Below are 17418 nucleotides of genomic sequence, written 5' to 3'. Positions count from 1 at the left end.
CCTTCAGCGCGCGCGCATCCACTGGAGGATGGGCTGCCACACGCGCACGCGCGCGTCCCGGGCGAGGAACAGGTCCGCGTGGCCGAAGTCCAGCGCGCGCTCCCCCTCCGGCCGGCTGCGCACGATGAGGTGGGTGACGTCCGTGCTGCCCAGAAGGCGCGTGGAGTACTCGCCGTAGCGGCCCACGCCGCCCCCCGCGCCCACGTACAGCACCGGCACCTTCACGTCCTTCAGGTGGTCATCGAAGGGGACGTTGAGGCCGCACAGCTGCTTCTCCGTCTCCACCACCTCGTTGAGGCTCTGGTAGGGCACCGCCAGTTGGAAGAAGTCGAAGAGGGTGGGCTCCGGCGTGAAGGCCGTCTTGTCCGGCGTGCCCGTGATGTCCGGAACGCTTCCCGCCAGGTGGTAGTCCGGCGTCAACCCCCGGAAGTTGAACGGCGTGAAGAGGGTCTCGGTCTTCCCCGCGGCGATGACGGCGAACTTCCGGTTGGTCACGCCACTGAGCGCCTCCGGCGCGCCGGGAGGGAAACCATTGGGATCCTGGTCCGCCCGCAACCCGATCTCCTTCACCGGCATCCCCGGCGCGGGCCCCAGCAGGCCGCCTTCCGTGCGGCCCTGGTCGCGGGCCGTCTGGAGCGCCATGTACCGGTCGCACGCCCACTGGCGTTGCTGGGCCGCGTCCGGCCCGTAGCGCAGCACCATGTCCATGGGCACGAAGCCGTCCACCCGGCGCAGGGCGCGCGGACGCTGCGACTCCGCGTCCAGGTACGCGTACCCGATGGTCGCGCCCCGGCTCCAGCCCAGCAGGAACATCCGGTCGTTGCCGCCGCCATTGCCGCCCATCCGCCGCACCACGTCCGCCAGCGCCAGGCCCGTGCCCACGTCCTTCACGTGCGACTGGATGTTCCAGTCCGCCATGAACCCGAAGTCCGTCTCCGTCTCCGGCACCGCCACCCACCGCAGGTCCAGGCCCCACACGTCCACGTCCTGGCTGGCCAGGTACGCCGCCAGCGAGCGGTCCTCCGGCATCGTCGTCACGCAGGTGTTGGTGAGGAACGCGGGCACGAAGCCCCACAGGTCCCCGTGCACCATGAACACCGCGCGGCTGGTGCGCGCCGGCACCCAGGGGTAGGCCTCACGCACCACGCGGTGCACGGTGATGGCGTCGTACTTCCCCGTCCCCACCCGCACCTTCCAGCTGTAGTGCGCCAGCCCACCGCCCAGCACCTCGCGCTTCGTGCTGGAGGCCACCAGGCCCGCCGCCACCAACGGCCGCGTCCATGGATCCGCCTGAATCGTCAACGCGTGCGCGTCCCCCGAATTCGCGCGCAGCGCCACGAACAACGCCACCATCACCCACAGGCTCCACGTCCTACGCATACCGACCTCGACTCGCATTGAGGGTCCCCCACGCAGACACGCGCCAGGCTCCGGCACCCGGCGCCGCCCGATGCAGGCCTTCCCAGAGCACCTTCCGCGCCAGGGCCCAAGTTATTGATTTCATTGGTGCTGCCCCGCAGGGCAAGCTTCACCGGTGAAGGCCGCCGGACGCCGACCCCGGCACCCCCCGAGTGAAGAAACGCAGGACTCCGCGTGCTTCAATGCTGAGACATGCGGACCACGGATGCCGCGGGTGCCCTTGGACTGAACGAACCCCCCGCCGGCCCCCGAGGGTGTGTTTGTTCATTCAATCCAACACATACATATGAAACAGGCAAGTCCTGGATGTTAGGGGAAGACGGCGGGGCAATCGCCTGGGGCGGGGGGACGGGAGACAACAACAGGTCTCACCCTGACTCCCCTCGGAGGGGGAGGACCCATGCCCGAGACCGTCTTCGTCGACAACATCTGGAATGACTTCGCGCACAGCTACGATCAGATGATCCCCGAGCTGCCGTGCTACCAGCGGCAGCGCGAGAAGATCCTCCGGGACACCCGGGAGCGCTCCTACGTCATCGACGCGGGGTGTGGCACGGGGCTCGTGAGCGAGCCCCTGGTGCGGCGCGGGCAGCGCGTGGTCGGCTTCGACAACAACCAGGCCATGCTGGCCCTGGCGGTGCGCCGCCGCGCGAAGGAGCCGGAGGCGGTGCGCGCCCGCTGGACGCTGCTGCCAGGAGACGTGGCGCAGTTCCCCCTGGAGGTGGAGGGGGCCGCGGACGCGGTGGTGATGAACAACGTCCTCTTCTACGTGAAGGACCCGGAGTCCGTGCTGCGCGAGGCCTGGACGCACCTGAAGCCCGGCGGCGTCCTGTGCATGACGAGCAACAAGCGGCCCCGGCCCGACCTGGAGAAGGTGCTGAAGAACTCCATCCGGGAATGGGAGGCGCAGGGCCGGTGGACGGAGACGCTCCAGCGCGCGGTGAACCACCACCGCACCTGCGCCCAGAAGCTCACCACGGACCCCAACGAGATGGTCACCTTCCTGGACACGGACCAGGCCGTGAAGCTGCTGGAGAAGGTGGGCTTCAGCGAGGCGCTGGTGGCCGACGGCGACGACTACTACGGCGAGAACTTCTACGTCTGCATGCGCAAGTAGGGAGCCTTCCTCATGACGAACGTGAACCCCCGTTTCCAGCGCAACCTGGGCGTCCTCCACCCACAGACCATGGACAAGCTCGCCAGCACCCACGTGCTCGTCGCCGGCGTGGGCGGCGCCGGAGGCCAGTGCGCGGTGGACCTGGCGCGCCTGGGCTTCGGCTGCCTGACGCTCGCGGACTTCGACGTCTACGAGCGCCACAACATCAACCGGCAGATTGGCTGCTTCGAAAGCACCCTGGGCCAGCACAAGGTGGATGTGGTGGAGCGCATGTGCCGGGACATCCACCCGGACCTGCGCGTGCAGAAGGTGAAGGAGGGCATCACCGACGACAACGCGGCGGACGTGCTCAAGGGCACAGGCGGCCTGCCGCCGGTGGACTACGTGGTGGAGGTCATCGACATCGCGGGGGCCCGCGCCAAGGAGTCGCTCCACCAGACGTGCCGGGAGCAGGGCATCCCCATCATGACCGGGCTGATGCTGGGCTTCGGCGCCGCGCTCCACGTCTTCCAGCCGGACGCGCCGCTCTACGAGGAACTCTTCATCCTCCCGGACGGCCGCATCGACCTGCCGAAGATCATCCCGCACCTGGGCAGCTACATGCTCCAGGAGTACATGGACGCCTGCTACCAGGGCAAAGGGCACGCGCCCACGTGCGTGATTGGCGCCACCACCGCCGCGGGGCTGATGGTGAGTGAAATCATGCGGGGCGTGATGCTGGGGGCTCGCGCGATGGTGTCCTGGCCCGAGTACCTCTACGTGGACCTCTTCGACCACCGCTACGTGCGCGGCTCCGTCGGCGCCACCCGTCCGGCCGCCCGGTGGGGCAGGGCGCGAGGGGCTGAGGGTCGCCCGCGCGAAACGCTTCTCTCTCCGGGGCCGGGGGCCCTTTGAAGGGCCCCCGAATCCCCCCGGGGACTACATCACCACGCCGCGCGACCGCGCTTCGTTCACCACCTGTGTGCCATCCACGCCCAGCCGCCGGGCGATGAAGCCCGCCGCGCCGTCCGCCGTCTTGTGCACGCGGATGAACTGGTCGTCATACGTGCGCGTGACGATGAGCATCCCCGACACGATGACGCGCTGGAGGTTGTGCTGCAGCTCGTTGCCTTCGATGATGACGTGGATCTCCGAGAACAGCGCCCGCGCGTCCGACAGCATGTTGGACAGGTGCCGGCGCTGCTCGCTGTTGGGGACCGCGGACTTCGCTCCCGCGATTGTCACCAGCACCAGCGGCTGCTGCTGATGCTGCTGGTAGGCGGCCTGCATCTTCTGGAACACCGCCTGAATCTCTTCCGGCGTCGGTGGAGCGTCCCAGCGCAGGAAGAACACCTTGTCGATGACGTCTGTCTTGTAGACCGGAAGTGCCATGGCGTTCGCGACTCCTTCGTGTCGGACCCAGCGGCCGTCCCGGTCGGTACGCGTCCGGGCTTTCTCCCTGGGCCTGGGGGACATCCTGCTCTTCAGCCGCGGTCAAGAAACTAGCCCTGAAGGCTGACATTGCCGGGACGACACATCCTCGCAATCCTGACGGCGTCACGGACTGTGTGTTCGCCTCGAAGGCCCTCTGGCGTGTTCGCTAACGGATGCTGAACCCAGACGCCAGGGCCGACGGCCCTGTCTGTCTATTCCGTTCCGTGTGACAAGTTTCAACGGCGATTCCCCATGAAAACAAGAAGGCCCCGGGAGCACGGTGGCTCCCGGGGCCTTCCAGAGGCTTCAGGCCGTCAGACGGAAGCGGTTACCCGTCAGAGACGGTGGTCTCCACCAGGTTCGCGTCGCCGTTGATCTGCGCGTCCGTGAAGAGGATGGGGCGCCACTGCTTCTGGGAGTACAGCTGGGTCTGGTCCGCGTAGTTCGCGGACTTGGGGTCGCCGGACTGGCTGTAGGTCAGCACGGCGTTGGCGTTGGGGCCCGCGTCGGTGAACTGGAGCGCCATGACGAAGGAGCTGCCGTTGTTGATGGGGTAGCCCTCCTTCGCCAGCAGGGTGGTGGCGTTGTACGTGGCCGTGTGCGGCTGGGCGAACTCGAACACCGTGGTGCGCGCGACGCCGAAGGACATCACGTTGCTGACGCCCTCGCGGCTCATGCCGCCGTGCAGGGGGATGGGGGTGCCCGTGCGGGTGGTGAACTGCACCTGGCCCAGCGTCTTGTCCAGCGCGTTGCCGGAGCGGTTGATGGTGAAGACGGCCTGCGCCAGCTTCACGAGCACCGGGTCGTCACCCGTGGCCGGGGCCGGCGTCAGGGTGTTGGGCGTGGCGATGGGGTTGGCCGGGTCGAAGGCCACGTCGAACAGCGGGCCCTTGTTCGCCAGCTGCGCGCCGGTGTACGCGCCCAGGAACTCGCGGAAGATGAACGCGCCCTTCTGGTCCACGTCGTAGCGGCCATTCCAGCCGGCCAGCAGCGCGCAGGCCTGGCTGATGTCCACGGCGGTGCCGTTGTAGGTCACCGTCGTCTTGCCCGTGCAGCGCTCCACGACGGACGCGCGCAGCAGCTCCTCCAGGGAGCTGCGGTTGCTGAACGTGGCCGCCTTCAGCTCGTCGAAGCTGAACTTGCCGTCCGCGCCGGAGGCGCCCGTGGCGCTGGTCTCCGTGAGGACCATGGCGTTCATGCGCGTGCGCGGCGTCTGGGGCACGTTCGCGAAGCCGTGCAGCGGGGAGAAGCCGGTGAGCGGCGCGGCGGGGTTGGCCAGCCAGTAGCTGTCGTTCGCGTTGAAGACGAAGTCCGTGCGGTCCAGCTGCGGCACCTTCGAGAAGGGCACCAGGCCGGGGCTGCGCGAGCCCGGCTCCACCTGCCACTCATTGGCGGGGTCGCTGCCGTTGAGCACCACGAAGCCCAGGGCCTGGTAGATGCCGTAGGTGACGTTGAGGGCGGGCGTGTTCGCCTCGGCGGCCCACTTCGTGTACGCGTCCTTCGTGAGGTTGGGCGTGGGCGTGGCGTCCGTGTACCAGGTGTTGCCTTCCTTGTCGGCGAACATGGTGTTCACCCAGGGCAGGCCCTGCTCCGTGGCGTAGACGGTCTTGAACTCGGCCAGGCTCTTGGCCTTGTTCATGCCGTGGAACTGGTCCAGGAACTTGGTGTTGTCGATGTTCGCGTCACGCAGCGTGAGCGCCGTCTGGCTGTTCCAGCCCAGCGCGCCGGGGGGGAAGCCCGCCGGGGCGGCCGAGTCCGGGAAGGCGATCATCGGGCCGTAGTGGCTGAACCAGACGGTCTGCGAGTAGTTCGTCAGCGACCCTTCCGACAGCTTCACCAGGATGGTGAAGGTCTTGGAGGTCATCTGGCGCTCTTCGTTGCCGTACTTGTAGACGGTCGGCTTCCCGGGCACGAGCTGCAGCTGGTAGATGGTCGCGCGCTGGCCGGAGGAGAACGTGTGCGTCCAGCCCAGGTTCTCATTGAAGCCGATGAGCACCGCCGGCACGCCCATGAGGCCCACGCCGTAGACGTTCATCTGGCCCGGCACGGTCAGCTGGCTCTCCCACAGGCGCAGCTCGCCTTCCCAGGGGAAGTGCGGGTTGGCCATCACCATGCCCTTGCCGTTGTCCGTGCGATCACGGCCAATGGCCCAGCCGTTGCTGCCGAAGTCAGACGTCTTCAGCTTGTTGAGCTGCTCCAGGGTGGGCGGCTGCGGGCGCAGCGCCGCCTGCTTCGGGTCCACGGACTGCGCGCCCACGGCGGGGGGCGTGGCGGACGGGATGGTGAGCGCCAGCGCGTTGATGCCCGCCAGCAGCGTCAGGTCCGTGTTGTACGCCAGCAGGTCCACCGGGGTGATGGGGCGCACCCAGGCCGCGTTCGCGCACTCGGCGGGACGGGCGTCCGCGGGCACGTCCTCCAGGTACTTGTTGTAGCCGGCCGCGTAGCCGGTGACCATGTCCTGCATCTCCTGGGACAGGGTGGGGAAGGCCGCCTCCGCGCGCCCCATCAGGTCCATGGCCAGGTACGCCAGGTCACTGCCCACGTGCTTGTTGCCCGCGCCCTGGCCCAGGAAGCGCGCGCGCTCGCCGCGCACCTTGAGGATCTGATCCGCCAGGGTGCAGACGTGGTCCTGCGCGAAGGCATAGCCCTGGCCGAAGCCCAGGCTGCCGTAGTTGTCCGCGGTGATGTGCGGAATGCCGTAGGAGGTGCGCTTGATCTTCGCCGTGTACTTCGGCGTGGTCGGGCCGGGGCCGGGGTCGACGGGCTTGGGATCGTCCTCACATCCGGTGCTGAACGCGGCGAGCGCCAGGGACGCGAGAAGGGAGAAAGAAAGACGGCGGGTCCGGACAGAACGGAACCCACCGCGAGGAGGAAGATTATCGGGGATGTGCTCGGGCATGGCGGCCCGGAGACTAGGAAGGTGTCGATTCAACGGTCAATGTTTCTGGGATTTGACTTTTCCATCGCGCTGACACGGGCGGATGCATTGCGTCGTGGGTTTGGGAAAGCCGGAAAGACGGTGTGTGTTACATGTGAGCCATGACGCCCGAGCCCTCGTCGCCGCCCGCGGCCGCCGCCAGCGCCGCCACTTCTCCATGATTCGCACCTTCGTGCTGGCGGACTTCGTCACGCTCGGCAACGGCTTCTCCGGCGCGGGGGCCATCCTGGCGGCCATGCAGTCGCTGGCCACGGGGAACCCACGCTGGTTGTGGGTGGCGTTCTGCCTGATGCCGGTGGCGCTGGTGATGGACGTGGCGGACGGCCGCATCGCGCGGTGGCGCTTCCGCAAGTCGCCGCTGGGCGCGGACCTGGACTCGCTGGCGGACGTCATCTCCTTTGGCATGGCGCCCGCGGCGCTGGCGTTCGCGGTGGGCCTGCGCGGCAACCTGGACGTGGCGGCGCTGCTCTACTTCGTCGCGTGCGGCATCAGCCGCCTGGCGCGCTTCAACGTCACGTCCGCGGAGCTGTCCGACGGCACCGGCAAGGTGAAGTACTTCGAGGGCACGCCCATCCCCACCAGCCTGCTCCTGGTGATGGTGCTGGCGGCGGCCACCTGGCAGGGCCGCATTGGTGACGCGCTGTGGGGCGGGGTGTGGAACCTGGGCCCACTCACGCTGCACCCGCTGGCGCTGCTCTATGTGGCCAGCGGCAGCGCCATGATCAGCAAGACGTTGCGGATTCCGAAATTCTGAAGTCTTCCGCCGTGGTGGGCACGGGTGGTGCCATCCAGTGGACGTTCTGGAGGGCAGTTCCCCTGTTTTTCCCACGGTGAGGCGGTTGGCAGTCCCGGGGTGGGTGCCTAGCTTCGCCACCTGATCCGCGAGGGCCACACCCGGAAGGTGTGGCCACTACCGCGGCTTCAAGGCTTTTGGGCGAGGCGGGAGGGAAGGGTGGGTGCCATGACGGGGCGCTGGGGCCTGCTGGGTTTGGTGGTGGTGGGACTGCTGTCGGGCTGCGCGGACCGGGAGCGCTCGTCGCTCGCGGACGGCCGGCTGACGGCGACGCCGGGTGGCGTCGACTTCGCGCGGGTGGCCGTTTTCGACGCTCGCGAATCCACGGTGACGCTGCGCAACGTGGGCCGCGCGCGCATCACGGTGGACGAGGCCTGGGTGGAGGGGCCGGAAGGCGCCTACAAGGCCGAGTTCACCCACGAGGGGCCTCACAGCCTGGTGCCGGGCAGCGAGTGCACGCTGAAGGTGCGCTTCGCGCCGATGGCGCAAGGCGGCCTGCCTGCGGTGCTGGTGGTGCGCTCGGACACGCGCATCGAGCCGCTGATGCGCATTCCACTCAACGGCGCCGGCGTGGACGCGTGGGCGCGGGTGACGCCGCGCGCGCTGGACTTCGGCCGCATCGAGGCGGACTCCACCAAGACGCTGGGCGTGACGCTGGACAACCCCACGGAGCTGCCCGTGGTGGTGACGCCCAAGCTGGTGGGCGCGGACAAGGACGAGTTCGTCGCGGCGCCGCTGACGGTGAACCCGGGCGAGCGCGTGGAGTTGCCCCTCACCTTCAACCCGGTGCGGGTGGGCAAGAAGCAGATCGCCCTGGCCATCTCCCCCTGCACCGGGTGCGCGGACGTGCCGGTGACGGTGACGGCGGAGTCGCTGGAGCGCGCGGTGGTGGCGGAGCCGGAGGTGGTGGACTTCGGCGCGGTGCCGGTGGACCGCGACGCCATCCGGGCCTCCAGCCTGCGCAACATCAGCACGGAGCCGGTGACGGTGACGTCGCTCATGCTGGATGGCACGGACGCGTCCTTCAGCCAGAACAACACGGGCCTTCCGCTGGTGCTCCAGCCGGGGGAGGTGCGCGCCTTTGAAATCCGCTACAGCCCCGGCCACATGGGCGCGGCCACGGACCGTGCCGTCTACACCGTGGTGAGCAAGCGTCACCCCACGCTGCCCGTGCCGCTGCGCGGCTTCGGCGGCGCGTCCGAGCTGTGCGTGTCGCCGATGATGCACGACTTCGGCGAGCAGCCGCTGGGCTCCAAGGTTCGCGTGGTGGTCAACGTGAAGAACTGCGGCACGGACAACGCGGGGCCGCTGACCATCAACACGCTGGACTGGACGCCGGACGCCACGGGCGCCCAGCTCCAGTTCAACAACAAGCCGGTGGCGCTGCCGTTCACCCTGCCGGCCAACGGCGAGCTGAACCTGGAGGTCTTCTACGAGCCCATGCGCGAGGGCAGCGCGTCCGGCGCGCTGGTGATGACCACGAGCGCGTTCTCCGCGGCCACCGTGCAGTTGGACTTCTTCGGCAGCGCGAAGGCGCACGCGCCGTGTGACCTGACCGTCACGCCGGAGCTGGTGGACTTCGGCACCATCCCGCCGGGCCGCGGCGCGGTGCTGGGCGTGAAGCTGGAGAACAAGGGTGCGGACCTGTGCCCCGTGAAGAACATCCGCATCGCCAACGACGGCGGCGGCGTGTTCAAGATGCCCGGCGGCGAGCTCTTCGGCGGCATCATCTACCCGGGCGACTGGTTCAGCTTCCAGGTGGCGTTCCAGGCGCCGTTCACCGGTGGCAACTGGACGGGCGAACTCCAGGTGGAGCAGTACAACCCGGTGACGCCGGTGCGGCAGGTGCCGCTGATGGCGAACTCGCAGGCGACGTGCCTGGTGGCCTCGCCCTGGTACCTGGACTTCGGCCTGGGCCGCAAGGACTGCCGCCCGGCGCCGCGCGAGGTGAACTACCTCAACGCGTGCACCACGCCCGTCACCATCTCCAACGTCTTCATCGGGCCGGGCACGACGGACACGGAGTTCGAGCTGTTGGATCACCCGGCGCCGCCCGCGTTCCAGCTTCAGCCGGGCGAGTCCTTCACGGTGGGCGTGGACTACCTGGCGCAGGTGACGGGCATGAACCTGTCGCCGCTCTTCGTGGACTCCAGCGACCTGCCCATCCCGCTGATGGTGCCGCTCATCGGTGAGTCGTCGAAGAAGACGGACAAGACGGACAACTTCGTGCAGCAGGACGTGAGCAAGGTGGACGTGCTGTTCGTCGTGGACAACACGGCGTCCATGGTCGAGGAGCACCCGAAGCTCGTGTCCGCCATCCCCGCGTTCGTGGACGCCGCGCGCAACAAGGCGGTGGACGTGAACATGGCGGTGACGACGACGGGCATCTCCGCGGTGTCCGGCGCGTGCCCGGGCGGCGCGCTGGGTGGCGAGGCCGGCCGCTTCTTCCCGGCGGACAACAGCCGCCAGCGCATCCTCACCCTGAACACGGCCAACGTGGCGCAGGTGCTCCAGCAGAACGTGCAGGTGGGCCAGTGCGCCCAGGTGGAGCAGGGCTTCGAGGCGATGCGCCGCGCGCTCACGTCTCCCCTGGTGAACAACGTGGATGATCCGCGCACGCCGCTGGCCAACGACGGCAACGCGGGCTTCCTGCGCGACTCCGCGGCGCTGGTGGTGGTGTTCGTGGGCGACGAGGACGACCACTCGCCGGACGCGGTCGCCACGTACGTGCAGTGGGCGCAGCAGCGCAAGGGTGAGAACCAGCCGCAGCGGGCCACGTTCTTCGCCATCGCGCCCACCAAGACGTCCTGCGCCACGGCGGGCGGCACCGGCACCCGGTACGCGGACGCGGCGGCGCAGACGGGCGGCGAGGTGCTCAACGTCTGCGCGGCGGACTACGCGCCGCTGCTCCGCCAGGTGGCCAACAAGGCGTTCAGCGCGCAGGACCGCTTCCCGCTGAGCGAGGAGCCCGACGCGGGAACGGTGGTGGTGGCCGTCAACGGCACCACGACCACCAGCGGCTGGACCTACGACGCGGCGACCAACAGCGTGGTGTTCAGCGTGGTGCCGCCGCCAGGCTCCAAGGTGGCCATCACCTACCGCCGCGCCTGCGCCAACGACTGAACGGTGGGAACCCCGTGGTTGTGGACCCCGTGACGGGCCGGCCATCCGGCCCCGAACGGGGGTGTCAGACCCCGGTGCTACAGCACTGCATCTGCCTGTGCGGATGACCAGAAAATTGGAGGCGCTCCCTCGGTGTGTACCCTGCGGAGCGTCTGCACGCTGTTGCCCTGGAGGCGCTGTGAACACCTGGACCCCTGATGAGCCCATGAAGTCCTCTCCGCGCGCCGGTGCGCCGGGGCTGCGGGTCATCCGCGGGGAGGGGCAGCGCAAGCAGGAGCCGCTGGCGGACCGCAACGCGGTGGCACGGGTGCTGATGGAGGCGGGGGCGGACCTGCTCCTCAAGCGCATCAGCCCCGTGAGGGCGCAGGAGATCGAGCGCAAGGTGGACCGGGTGCTGGACCTGTTCGACCGGGTGGACACGGCGCCGGTGCTGATGCCGGTGCTCAAGCGGCACCTGGATGAGCTGGAGGCCCTGATGCGGGAGACCCGCGAGGTCCGGGCCGCCCGGCGCTAGGGCGCACGCCCGGTGGAACCGGGAAAAGCCCAGGGGGATTCGATGTTTGATTCCCCTGGCCCGGCCGCTTACGCTTGGGGTTCGCCTCCTCGCGTCCGGCCGTGTCCATCGAAACCTACGGCAGCTACCAGCTCCTGAAGCGCCTCGCCACGGGCGGCATGGCGCAGATCTACCTCGCGCGGCGGCCGGGTTCGGATGCTCCGGACAAGCTGCTGGTGTTGAAGCGGATCCTCCCGCACCTGTCGGAGAACGACGAGTTCGTCCGGATGTTCCTGGACGAGGCGCGGATCGCGGCCCGGCTCGCGCACCCCAACGTGGTGCAGATCTACGACCTGGGGGCGGAGGGGGACACCTTCTTCATCGCCATGGAGTACATCCATGGCGTGGACGCGCGCCGGCTCTGGAAGCGCTCGGAGACGGCGGGGCGTCCGTTGCCCGTGCCCCTGGTGTGCCGCATCCTGCTGGAGGCGTGCGCGGGGCTGGACTACGCGCACAAGAAGACGGACGCGGCGGGGCGCCCGCTGGGCATCGTGCACCGGGACGTGTCGCCGCAGAACATCCTGGTGACGTTCGACGGTGGCGTGAAGGTGGTGGACTTCGGCATCGCGAAGGCGGCGGATCAGGCCACCGTCACGCGCTCCGGGGTGCTCAAGGGCAAGTATTCGTACATGTCGCCGGAGCAGGCCTCCGGGCAGCGCGTGGACCGGCGCTCGGACGTGTTCGCGCTGGGCGTGGTGCTCCATGAGCTCTTGACCGGGGGGCGCCTCTTCAAGCGCCACAGCGACATGCTGACCCTGTCGGCGGTGGCGGAGTGCAACGTCCCGGCGCCGTCGCAGGTGGCGCCCCGGGTGCCGGTGGAGCTGGACGCCATCGTGCTCAAGGCGCTCGCGAAGGATCCGGAGGCGCGCTACCAGCACGCGCAGGAGCTGCAACGGGCGCTGGAGGGGTGGCTCGCGTCGCAGCCGCAGCCGTGTGGCACGCCCGCGGACCTGGCCGGGTTCATGCGGGAGCTGTACGCGGACCGGCTCACGGAGGAGGCGCGCTCCGGCGAGGTGCAGGTGACGGACGAGGAGGCGGGAGTGGCTCCGCCGCCCGCGCCGCGCCGTTCGGTGATGCGGCCCGCGACACCGCCCGCGCGCACGGAGAACGAGCCCACCACCACGCTGCGTCCGAACCGGCCCAGCCGTCCCAGCGGGAAGGTGGAGGCGCGCCGCGATGACGCGGAAGGAGACGGGGCGCGCTCGGAGGTCCGGGGCCCGGACACCCGTCCGGAGGGCCGCAACGCGGAGGCGCGGGTGGAGGCGCGCAACGCGGAGGCCCGTGGTGTCGACGCCCGTCCGGAGCCCCGCTCGGAGGTCCGCAACGTCGACCCGCGAGGGGACGCCCGCGCCGTCGATGCCCGGCCGGAGCCGCGTTCTGAAGTTCGCAACGCCGATCCGCGCCTGGATGCCCGCGGCGTCGATGCCCGGCCGGAGCCCCGCTCGGAAGTCCGCAATGCGGACGCCGCCCGGGGCATGACGGGCTCGCGGCGGGCCCTGGAGTCGCCGCCCTCGCGGAGCACCCGGCCGGTGCGGCTGGAGGAGCCCTCCCTCCCGACGGTGACGCAGGACGAGGACGGCCCCACGCTCGCGATGGTGGACACGCAGCGGAAGCTCTCCGGCGGGTTCCAGATCGAGGAGGACGGTCCCACGCTCGCGATGGTGGACACGCAGGGGAAGATCTCCGGTGCGTTCCAGATCGAGGAGGACGGCCCCACGCTCGCGATGGTGGACACGCAGGGGAAGATCTCCGGCGCGTTCCAGATCGAGGAGGACGGTCCCACGCTGGATCAGCGCTCCCTGACGGGGACGCTGACCCAGGAGGACGAGGACGACTCGACCCTGGACATGCGCTCGGTCTCCCGCGCCGACGTGGACGAGGGCCCCACGCAGGACATGCGCGCCGTGCCGCGCTCCGAGATTCCAGTCCCCCGTCCAGGTGGGCCCACGCCGTCCGGCGAACACCGCGGCCACCGGCTCCCGGTGCCCGCGCCGCACGCGACCATCGAGGAGATGACCGCGTCCACGGCGCCGCGCTCCGTGTCCCGCGCGCCCATGCCGCCGCCGGTCCGCACCGGCACGCTCACCGAGCAGTCCGCCGTGGAGGCACCGAAGCGCCGGGGGCTCCTGTATGGCGCCATCGTGCTCGTCGCGATCCTGGTGGGCGTCGGCCTCGTGTGGAGCCTGGGGCCGGGGGCCAGCGGCGTGCACGTGGAGTCCGAGCCCGCTGGCGCGCGCGTCGTGTTCGAGGACCGGGTGCTCCCGGAGCGCACGCCGCTGACGCTGCCGACGGTGAAGCCCGGCCGCTACTGGGTCGTGCTGATCAAGGAAGGCTACCGCGAGCTGCGCACGCAGATCGTCATCCCGCCGTCCGGCCGGCTGGACGTGGGGCCGCTGAAGCTCGTGCCGATGCCGTCGTCCGGAAAGCCCGGCACGGAGCCGCCCGCGTCGGCGCCCCCGGCACCGGAGCCCGGCGTCGGACCCTCCGGCGTGGCCGCTCCCCGTGCGCCGGACGCCGTGACCCCCGAAGTGAAGCAGGCCCAGGAGTCCCCGGGCGCCCAGGCTCCCGCGCCGGTGGTGAAGGTCCCCGTCGCCACGGCGGCCACGGTGGTGCCCGCGGCGGAGGTGCGTGAAGCCGCGCGCGCCGCGGAGCGGGCCGCGTCGGTGAGTTTCGTGGTGACGCCCTGGGCGGAGGTGTCCTGCAACGGCCGCAAGCTGGGGGAGACGCCCTTCCAGCCGGTGGAGCTGCGGGTGGGCCACTATGACTGCAAGTTCACCAACCCCGAACTGAAGCGCACCGTCAGCCGCCGCATCGAGGTGCGTCCCATCGACCTCAACGTGGTGACGGTCAAGTTCGAGTAGGCGCGGCCTTGGACCCTTCCGTGACGCTCGAGGCAGGCACCCACGTCGGCAAGTACGTCGTGCGCCGCAAGCTCGCCGAAGGGGGCATGGCGGAGATCTTCCTGTGCACCGCGCGCGGGCCGGAGGGCTTCGAGAAGGAGGTCGTGATCAAGCGCGTGCGGTCGTTCCTCGCGAGCGACCCGGACTTCGTGCAGATGTTCATCGCGGAGGCGCGGCTGGCCTCGCGGCTCAACCACGCCAACGTGGTGCAGATCTTCGACTTCGACAAGCACGAGGACACCTACTACCTGGCGATGGAGTACGTGCGCGGCTGCTCGCTGTGGGAGCTGCGCAAGCGGAGCAAGGAGGTGATGACGCCGATGCCGCCCGTGCTGGTGGCGCACATCGGCGTGGAGGTCGCGCGCGGGCTGCACTACGCCCACCGCCTGCGGGTGAACGGCGAGCTGTTGAACCTGGTGCACCGGGACGTCACGCCGCACAACGTGCTCGTGTCCTACGACGGCGCGGTGAAGCTCACCGACTTCGGCATCGCGAAGGCGGGCAACAAGCTGACGAACCCCGGCGTGCTGAAGGGCAAGTTCGCGTACATGTCGCCCGAGCAGGCCCGGGGCGAGAGCGTGGACGTGCGCACCGACGTCTTCGCGCTGGGCGTGGTGCTGTGGGAGTTGCTCACCGGCGGGCGGCTGTTCCAGGGGGATTCGGAGATCGCCGTCCTGCGCGCGGTGCAGGAGAGCACCATCGTGCCGCCCGCGCGCCTCAACCCGGACGTGCCGCCGGACCTGGACGCCGCCATCTGCCGCGCGCTGGAGCGAGACCTGTCCAAGCGCTTCCAGACGGCGGGGGAGCTGGAGCGCGCGCTGGCGCAGTGCGTGTTGAACCACGCGCGCTCCGTGGATGACACCGACGTGGGCGCGTTCGTCCGGCCGCTGTTCCCCCTCGCGGCCAGCAACCAGGCGCTGCCCGCGCTCCCGGAGCGCACCGCGCTGCAGGACGGAGCACTGCCCGCCGCCGGAGCGCCGCCCCGTGAACCCACGGCGGTGATGCCGTCGCGCGAGCACGCCTCGGGAGCGAAGCGGGGCGTCTCGCCGGACGAGGACCGTCACGGGACGACGCTAGTGTTGTCGCGAGACGACCAGGCGCCGAACGGCCGTCCTCCGCAGCCCACGCCGCAGATGCCGTTGCAGTCCATGGGAAGGGAAGCTCCGCTCGCCAGGCGCAGCGAGTCCCGCGAGGTTCCGGCCGCCAGGAGTGCGTCCCCGCGCGACGAGAACTCCAGGGCCTGGGCCGGCTCCGCCGAGGACGACGGTGCGCACGCAGGCCGTTCCGAGGCCTGGGCCGGCTCCGCCGAGGACGACGGTGCGCACGCAGGCCGTTCCGAGGCCTGGGCCGTCTCCGCCGAGGGCGTCAGTGAGTCCGCGAGCCGTTCCGAGGACCGGGCCGGCTCCGCCGACGACGACGGTGAGTCCGCGAGCCATTCCGAGGACCGGGCCGGCTCCGCCGACGACGCCGGTGAGTCCGCGAGCCATTCCGAGGCCTGGGCCGGCTCCGCCGACGACGACGGTGCGCCCGCGAGCCGCCGTTCCGAGGATGGAGGCTCGCGGTCATCCGCTTCCGCGCGCCGGGCCGGTGTCACTGGCAAGGCCGAGACAGCTTTCGCGCACAGGGCCGGTGTCTCCGGCAAGCCCGACACCGCCTCCGCGCGCCGGGCCGGTGCCCCCGGTAGACCGGAGACCGCTTCCGCGCGCCGGGCCGGTGCCTCCGGCAAGGCCGACACCGCTTCCGCGAGCAGGGGCGCGCTCGTTGGGGACGACCTCTCAAGCGCCGATGACCGGGAGCTCGATACGGTCTCCGCCACCGAGCCGGGGCCCCCTGTCGCGCCGGGCCGCAAGCGCGCCCTGTGGGCTGGAGCCGCCGCGCTGGGACTCGCGGGCCTCGTGGGCGTCCTCGCCGTGGCGCGCTCGAACACCGGTGCCCGGGACGCGGGGCAGGGGAGTCCGCCCGCGCAGGCCACGGCCCCGGCAGTGACCCCTCCGACCTCGACGGCCCCCGCCGCGAACCCGCCCCCAGCCGAACCCACCCGCGCGCCTTCCACGGAAGGCGTCGCCGCGGAGCTGGAAGGGCAGCGGCGCGAAGCCGCCCTGACGCCGCCGCCCCCGTCCACCGAACCGGCTGCCCCCAACACGGCGCCCACGGCGGACCTCGCCACGGAGCCGCCCGCAGCGGAGGCGGCGAAGGCCATGGGCACGCTCCAGGTGAAGGCCACCCCCTACGCCACCGTCTTCCTGGGCGGGAAGCGGCTCGGGGACGTGCAGGGCCGCGCGTCCTACAAGGTGCCGGCCGGCACGTACTCCGTGACCTTCCAGCACCCGACCAGCAAGAAGACGTTCACGGTCATCGTCCCCGCCGACGGCACCGTGATGCAGGAGTTCCGCGCGTCCCGCAGTCGCTGAACCGAGCAGAGCTGAACCCGCTCCCTCCCGTTCCCTCCATCCCCTGAAGCCCCCGGCAGCCGGCGCGCAGCGTCGGCCGGACGACGTCCGTCCGCCCGCCTGCTCGTCTTCCTTGACGAATGACGCGCGAATCTGGCACCTATGGCATCCATTCAGTAGCCTCTATTCAATGGAATCGATGGACCTGCTCGCGCCCGATGAACTCGAGCGCATCGAGCGCGAAAACGCGGGAGGCTTGCCCGCGAACGCGATCCTGGAAATCTTCCGGCCCCGGGGCGTGAGGCTCTCGGAGGCGACGTTCCGGAAGTACGTCCAGGCCGGTCTGCTCCCCCGCAGCCGCCGTGTGGGCCGCAAGGGGAAGCACCAGGGCAGCCTGGGCCTCTACCCGGTGGAAGCGGTGCGGCGCATCAACGTCATCAAGAAGATGATGGCCGAAGGACACACCCTGGAGGACATCCGCCGCTCCTTCGTGTTCCACCGCAACCACATCGACCAGCTCCAGAGGGACCTGTCGGAGGTGCTGGACGGGTTCCAGGAGGAGCTGGGAGGACGGCCCCTGGGAGGAGAACGCAGGAGGTCACTCGAAGCCCAGTTGGCAACGCTCAGGCAACGGGCGCAGGATCTGGTCCGCGATGTCGCCCGGTTGGGCAGCGCCGTCACGGCGCGTGAAGACGAAACGCTCCGGCCACAATAGGATGCCCCCCAGGGTCCTGTTGAACCGGCTAGACTCCACGCATCTGGAGGACGACAC

Annotated in this window: 11 protein-coding genes; 8 read left to right on the top strand and 3 right to left on the bottom strand. The window is 70.1% G+C overall.

Annotated elements, in window-relative coordinates; genetic code table 11:
- Nucleotides 1-3: 3 nt before the first annotated feature.
- Nucleotides 4-1380, bottom strand: coding sequence for an alpha/beta fold hydrolase (locus ACX114_RS25795; RefSeq protein WP_459288743.1), 1377 nt, complete (start codon nt 1378-1380; stop codon nt 4-6).
- Between the two features lie 439 nt (nt 1381-1819).
- On the opposite strand from ACX114_RS25795, the gene ACX114_RS25790 reads away from it, so the two are divergent.
- Nucleotides 1820-2536 (top strand): class I SAM-dependent methyltransferase, encoded by a 717-nt coding sequence (locus ACX114_RS25790; RefSeq protein WP_459288741.1) that lies wholly within the window; start codon nt 1820-1822, stop codon nt 2534-2536.
- Between the two features lie 12 nt (nt 2537-2548).
- Nucleotides 2549-3430, top strand: coding sequence for a ThiF family adenylyltransferase (locus tag ACX114_RS25785; RefSeq protein WP_459288739.1), 882 nt, complete (start codon nt 2549-2551; stop codon nt 3428-3430).
- A 24-nt stretch (nt 3431-3454) separates the two neighbouring features.
- Here ACX114_RS25785 and ACX114_RS25780 read toward each other — a convergent pair whose 3' ends face one another.
- Both ACX114_RS25780 and ACX114_RS25775 read right to left on the bottom strand, forming a co-directional pair.
- Entirely contained in the window at nt 3455-3907 is a 453-nt protein-coding gene (locus ACX114_RS25780; RefSeq protein WP_206792700.1) for a DofA protein, read from the bottom strand.
- A 370-nt stretch (nt 3908-4277) separates the two neighbouring features.
- Nucleotides 4278-6848, bottom strand: a complete 2571-nt coding sequence (locus ACX114_RS25775) for an acylase (RefSeq protein WP_459288737.1) — start codon at nt 6846-6848, stop codon at nt 4278-4280.
- Nucleotides 6849-7044: 196 nt separating this feature from the next.
- Between ACX114_RS25775 and ACX114_RS25770 the strand changes: the two genes are divergently transcribed.
- The 6 genes from ACX114_RS25770 to ACX114_RS25745 all read left to right on the top strand — a co-directional run bounded on the left by ACX114_RS25770 (nt 7045) and on the right by ACX114_RS25745 (nt 17361).
- Entirely contained in the window at nt 7045-7641 is a 597-nt protein-coding gene (locus tag ACX114_RS25770) for a CDP-alcohol phosphatidyltransferase family protein (RefSeq protein WP_459300280.1), read from the top strand.
- A gap of 207 nt (nt 7642-7848) precedes the next feature.
- Entirely contained in the window at nt 7849-10803 is a 2955-nt protein-coding gene (locus tag ACX114_RS25765) for a choice-of-anchor D domain-containing protein (RefSeq protein ID WP_459288735.1), read from the top strand.
- A gap of 205 nt (nt 10804-11008) precedes the next feature.
- Complete coding sequence (locus ACX114_RS25760; RefSeq protein WP_459288733.1) at nt 11009-11317, top strand: hypothetical protein; 309 nt, start codon at nt 11009-11011, stop codon at nt 11315-11317.
- A gap of 101 nt (nt 11318-11418) precedes the next feature.
- Nucleotides 11419-14217 (top strand): protein kinase domain-containing protein, encoded by a 2799-nt coding sequence (locus ACX114_RS25755; RefSeq protein WP_459288731.1) that lies wholly within the window; start codon nt 11419-11421, stop codon nt 14215-14217.
- A gap of 20 nt (nt 14218-14237) precedes the next feature.
- On the top strand, nt 14238-16667 hold the full coding sequence (locus ACX114_RS25750) for a protein kinase domain-containing protein (RefSeq protein WP_459288729.1): 2430 nt from the start codon (nt 14238-14240) through the stop codon (nt 16665-16667).
- A gap of 169 nt (nt 16668-16836) precedes the next feature.
- Nucleotides 16837-17361: a MerR family transcriptional regulator gene (locus tag ACX114_RS25745; RefSeq protein WP_120525521.1), complete on the top strand. Its 525-nt coding sequence runs from the start codon at nt 16837-16839 to the stop codon at nt 17359-17361.
- Nucleotides 17362-17418: the final 57 nt, after the last annotated feature.

Source organism: Corallococcus sp. M7 (genome assembly GCF_054512695.1).
Note: the sequence above shows the minus strand (reverse complement) of the source record. Positions and strands in the feature narration are given on the sequence as shown.

Bases quoted from the DNA above. Each gene is read 5' to 3' on its own strand.
- ACX114_RS25745 (WP_120525521.1), top strand. From the start codon at position 16,837: ATGGAATCGATGGACCTGCTCGCGCCCGATGAACTCGAGCGCATCGAG.
- ACX114_RS25775 (WP_459288737.1), bottom strand. From the start codon at position 6,848: ATGCCCGAGCACATCCCCGATAATCTTCCTCCTCGCGGTGGGTTCCGT.
- ACX114_RS25790 (WP_459288741.1), top strand. From the start codon at position 1,820: ATGCCCGAGACCGTCTTCGTCGACAACATCTGGAATGACTTCGCGCAC.
- ACX114_RS25785 (WP_459288739.1), top strand. From the start codon at position 2,549: ATGACGAACGTGAACCCCCGTTTCCAGCGCAACCTGGGCGTCCTCCAC.
- ACX114_RS25770 (WP_459300280.1), top strand. From the start codon at position 7,045: ATGATTCGCACCTTCGTGCTGGCGGACTTCGTCACGCTCGGCAACGGC.
- ACX114_RS25795 (WP_459288743.1), bottom strand. From the start codon at position 1,380: ATGCGTAGGACGTGGAGCCTGTGGGTGATGGTGGCGTTGTTCGTGGCG.
- ACX114_RS25765 (WP_459288735.1), top strand. From the start codon at position 7,849: ATGACGGGGCGCTGGGGCCTGCTGGGTTTGGTGGTGGTGGGACTGCTG.
- ACX114_RS25780 (WP_206792700.1), bottom strand. From the start codon at position 3,907: ATGGCACTTCCGGTCTACAAGACAGACGTCATCGACAAGGTGTTCTTC.
- ACX114_RS25760 (WP_459288733.1), top strand. From the start codon at position 11,009: ATGAAGTCCTCTCCGCGCGCCGGTGCGCCGGGGCTGCGGGTCATCCGC.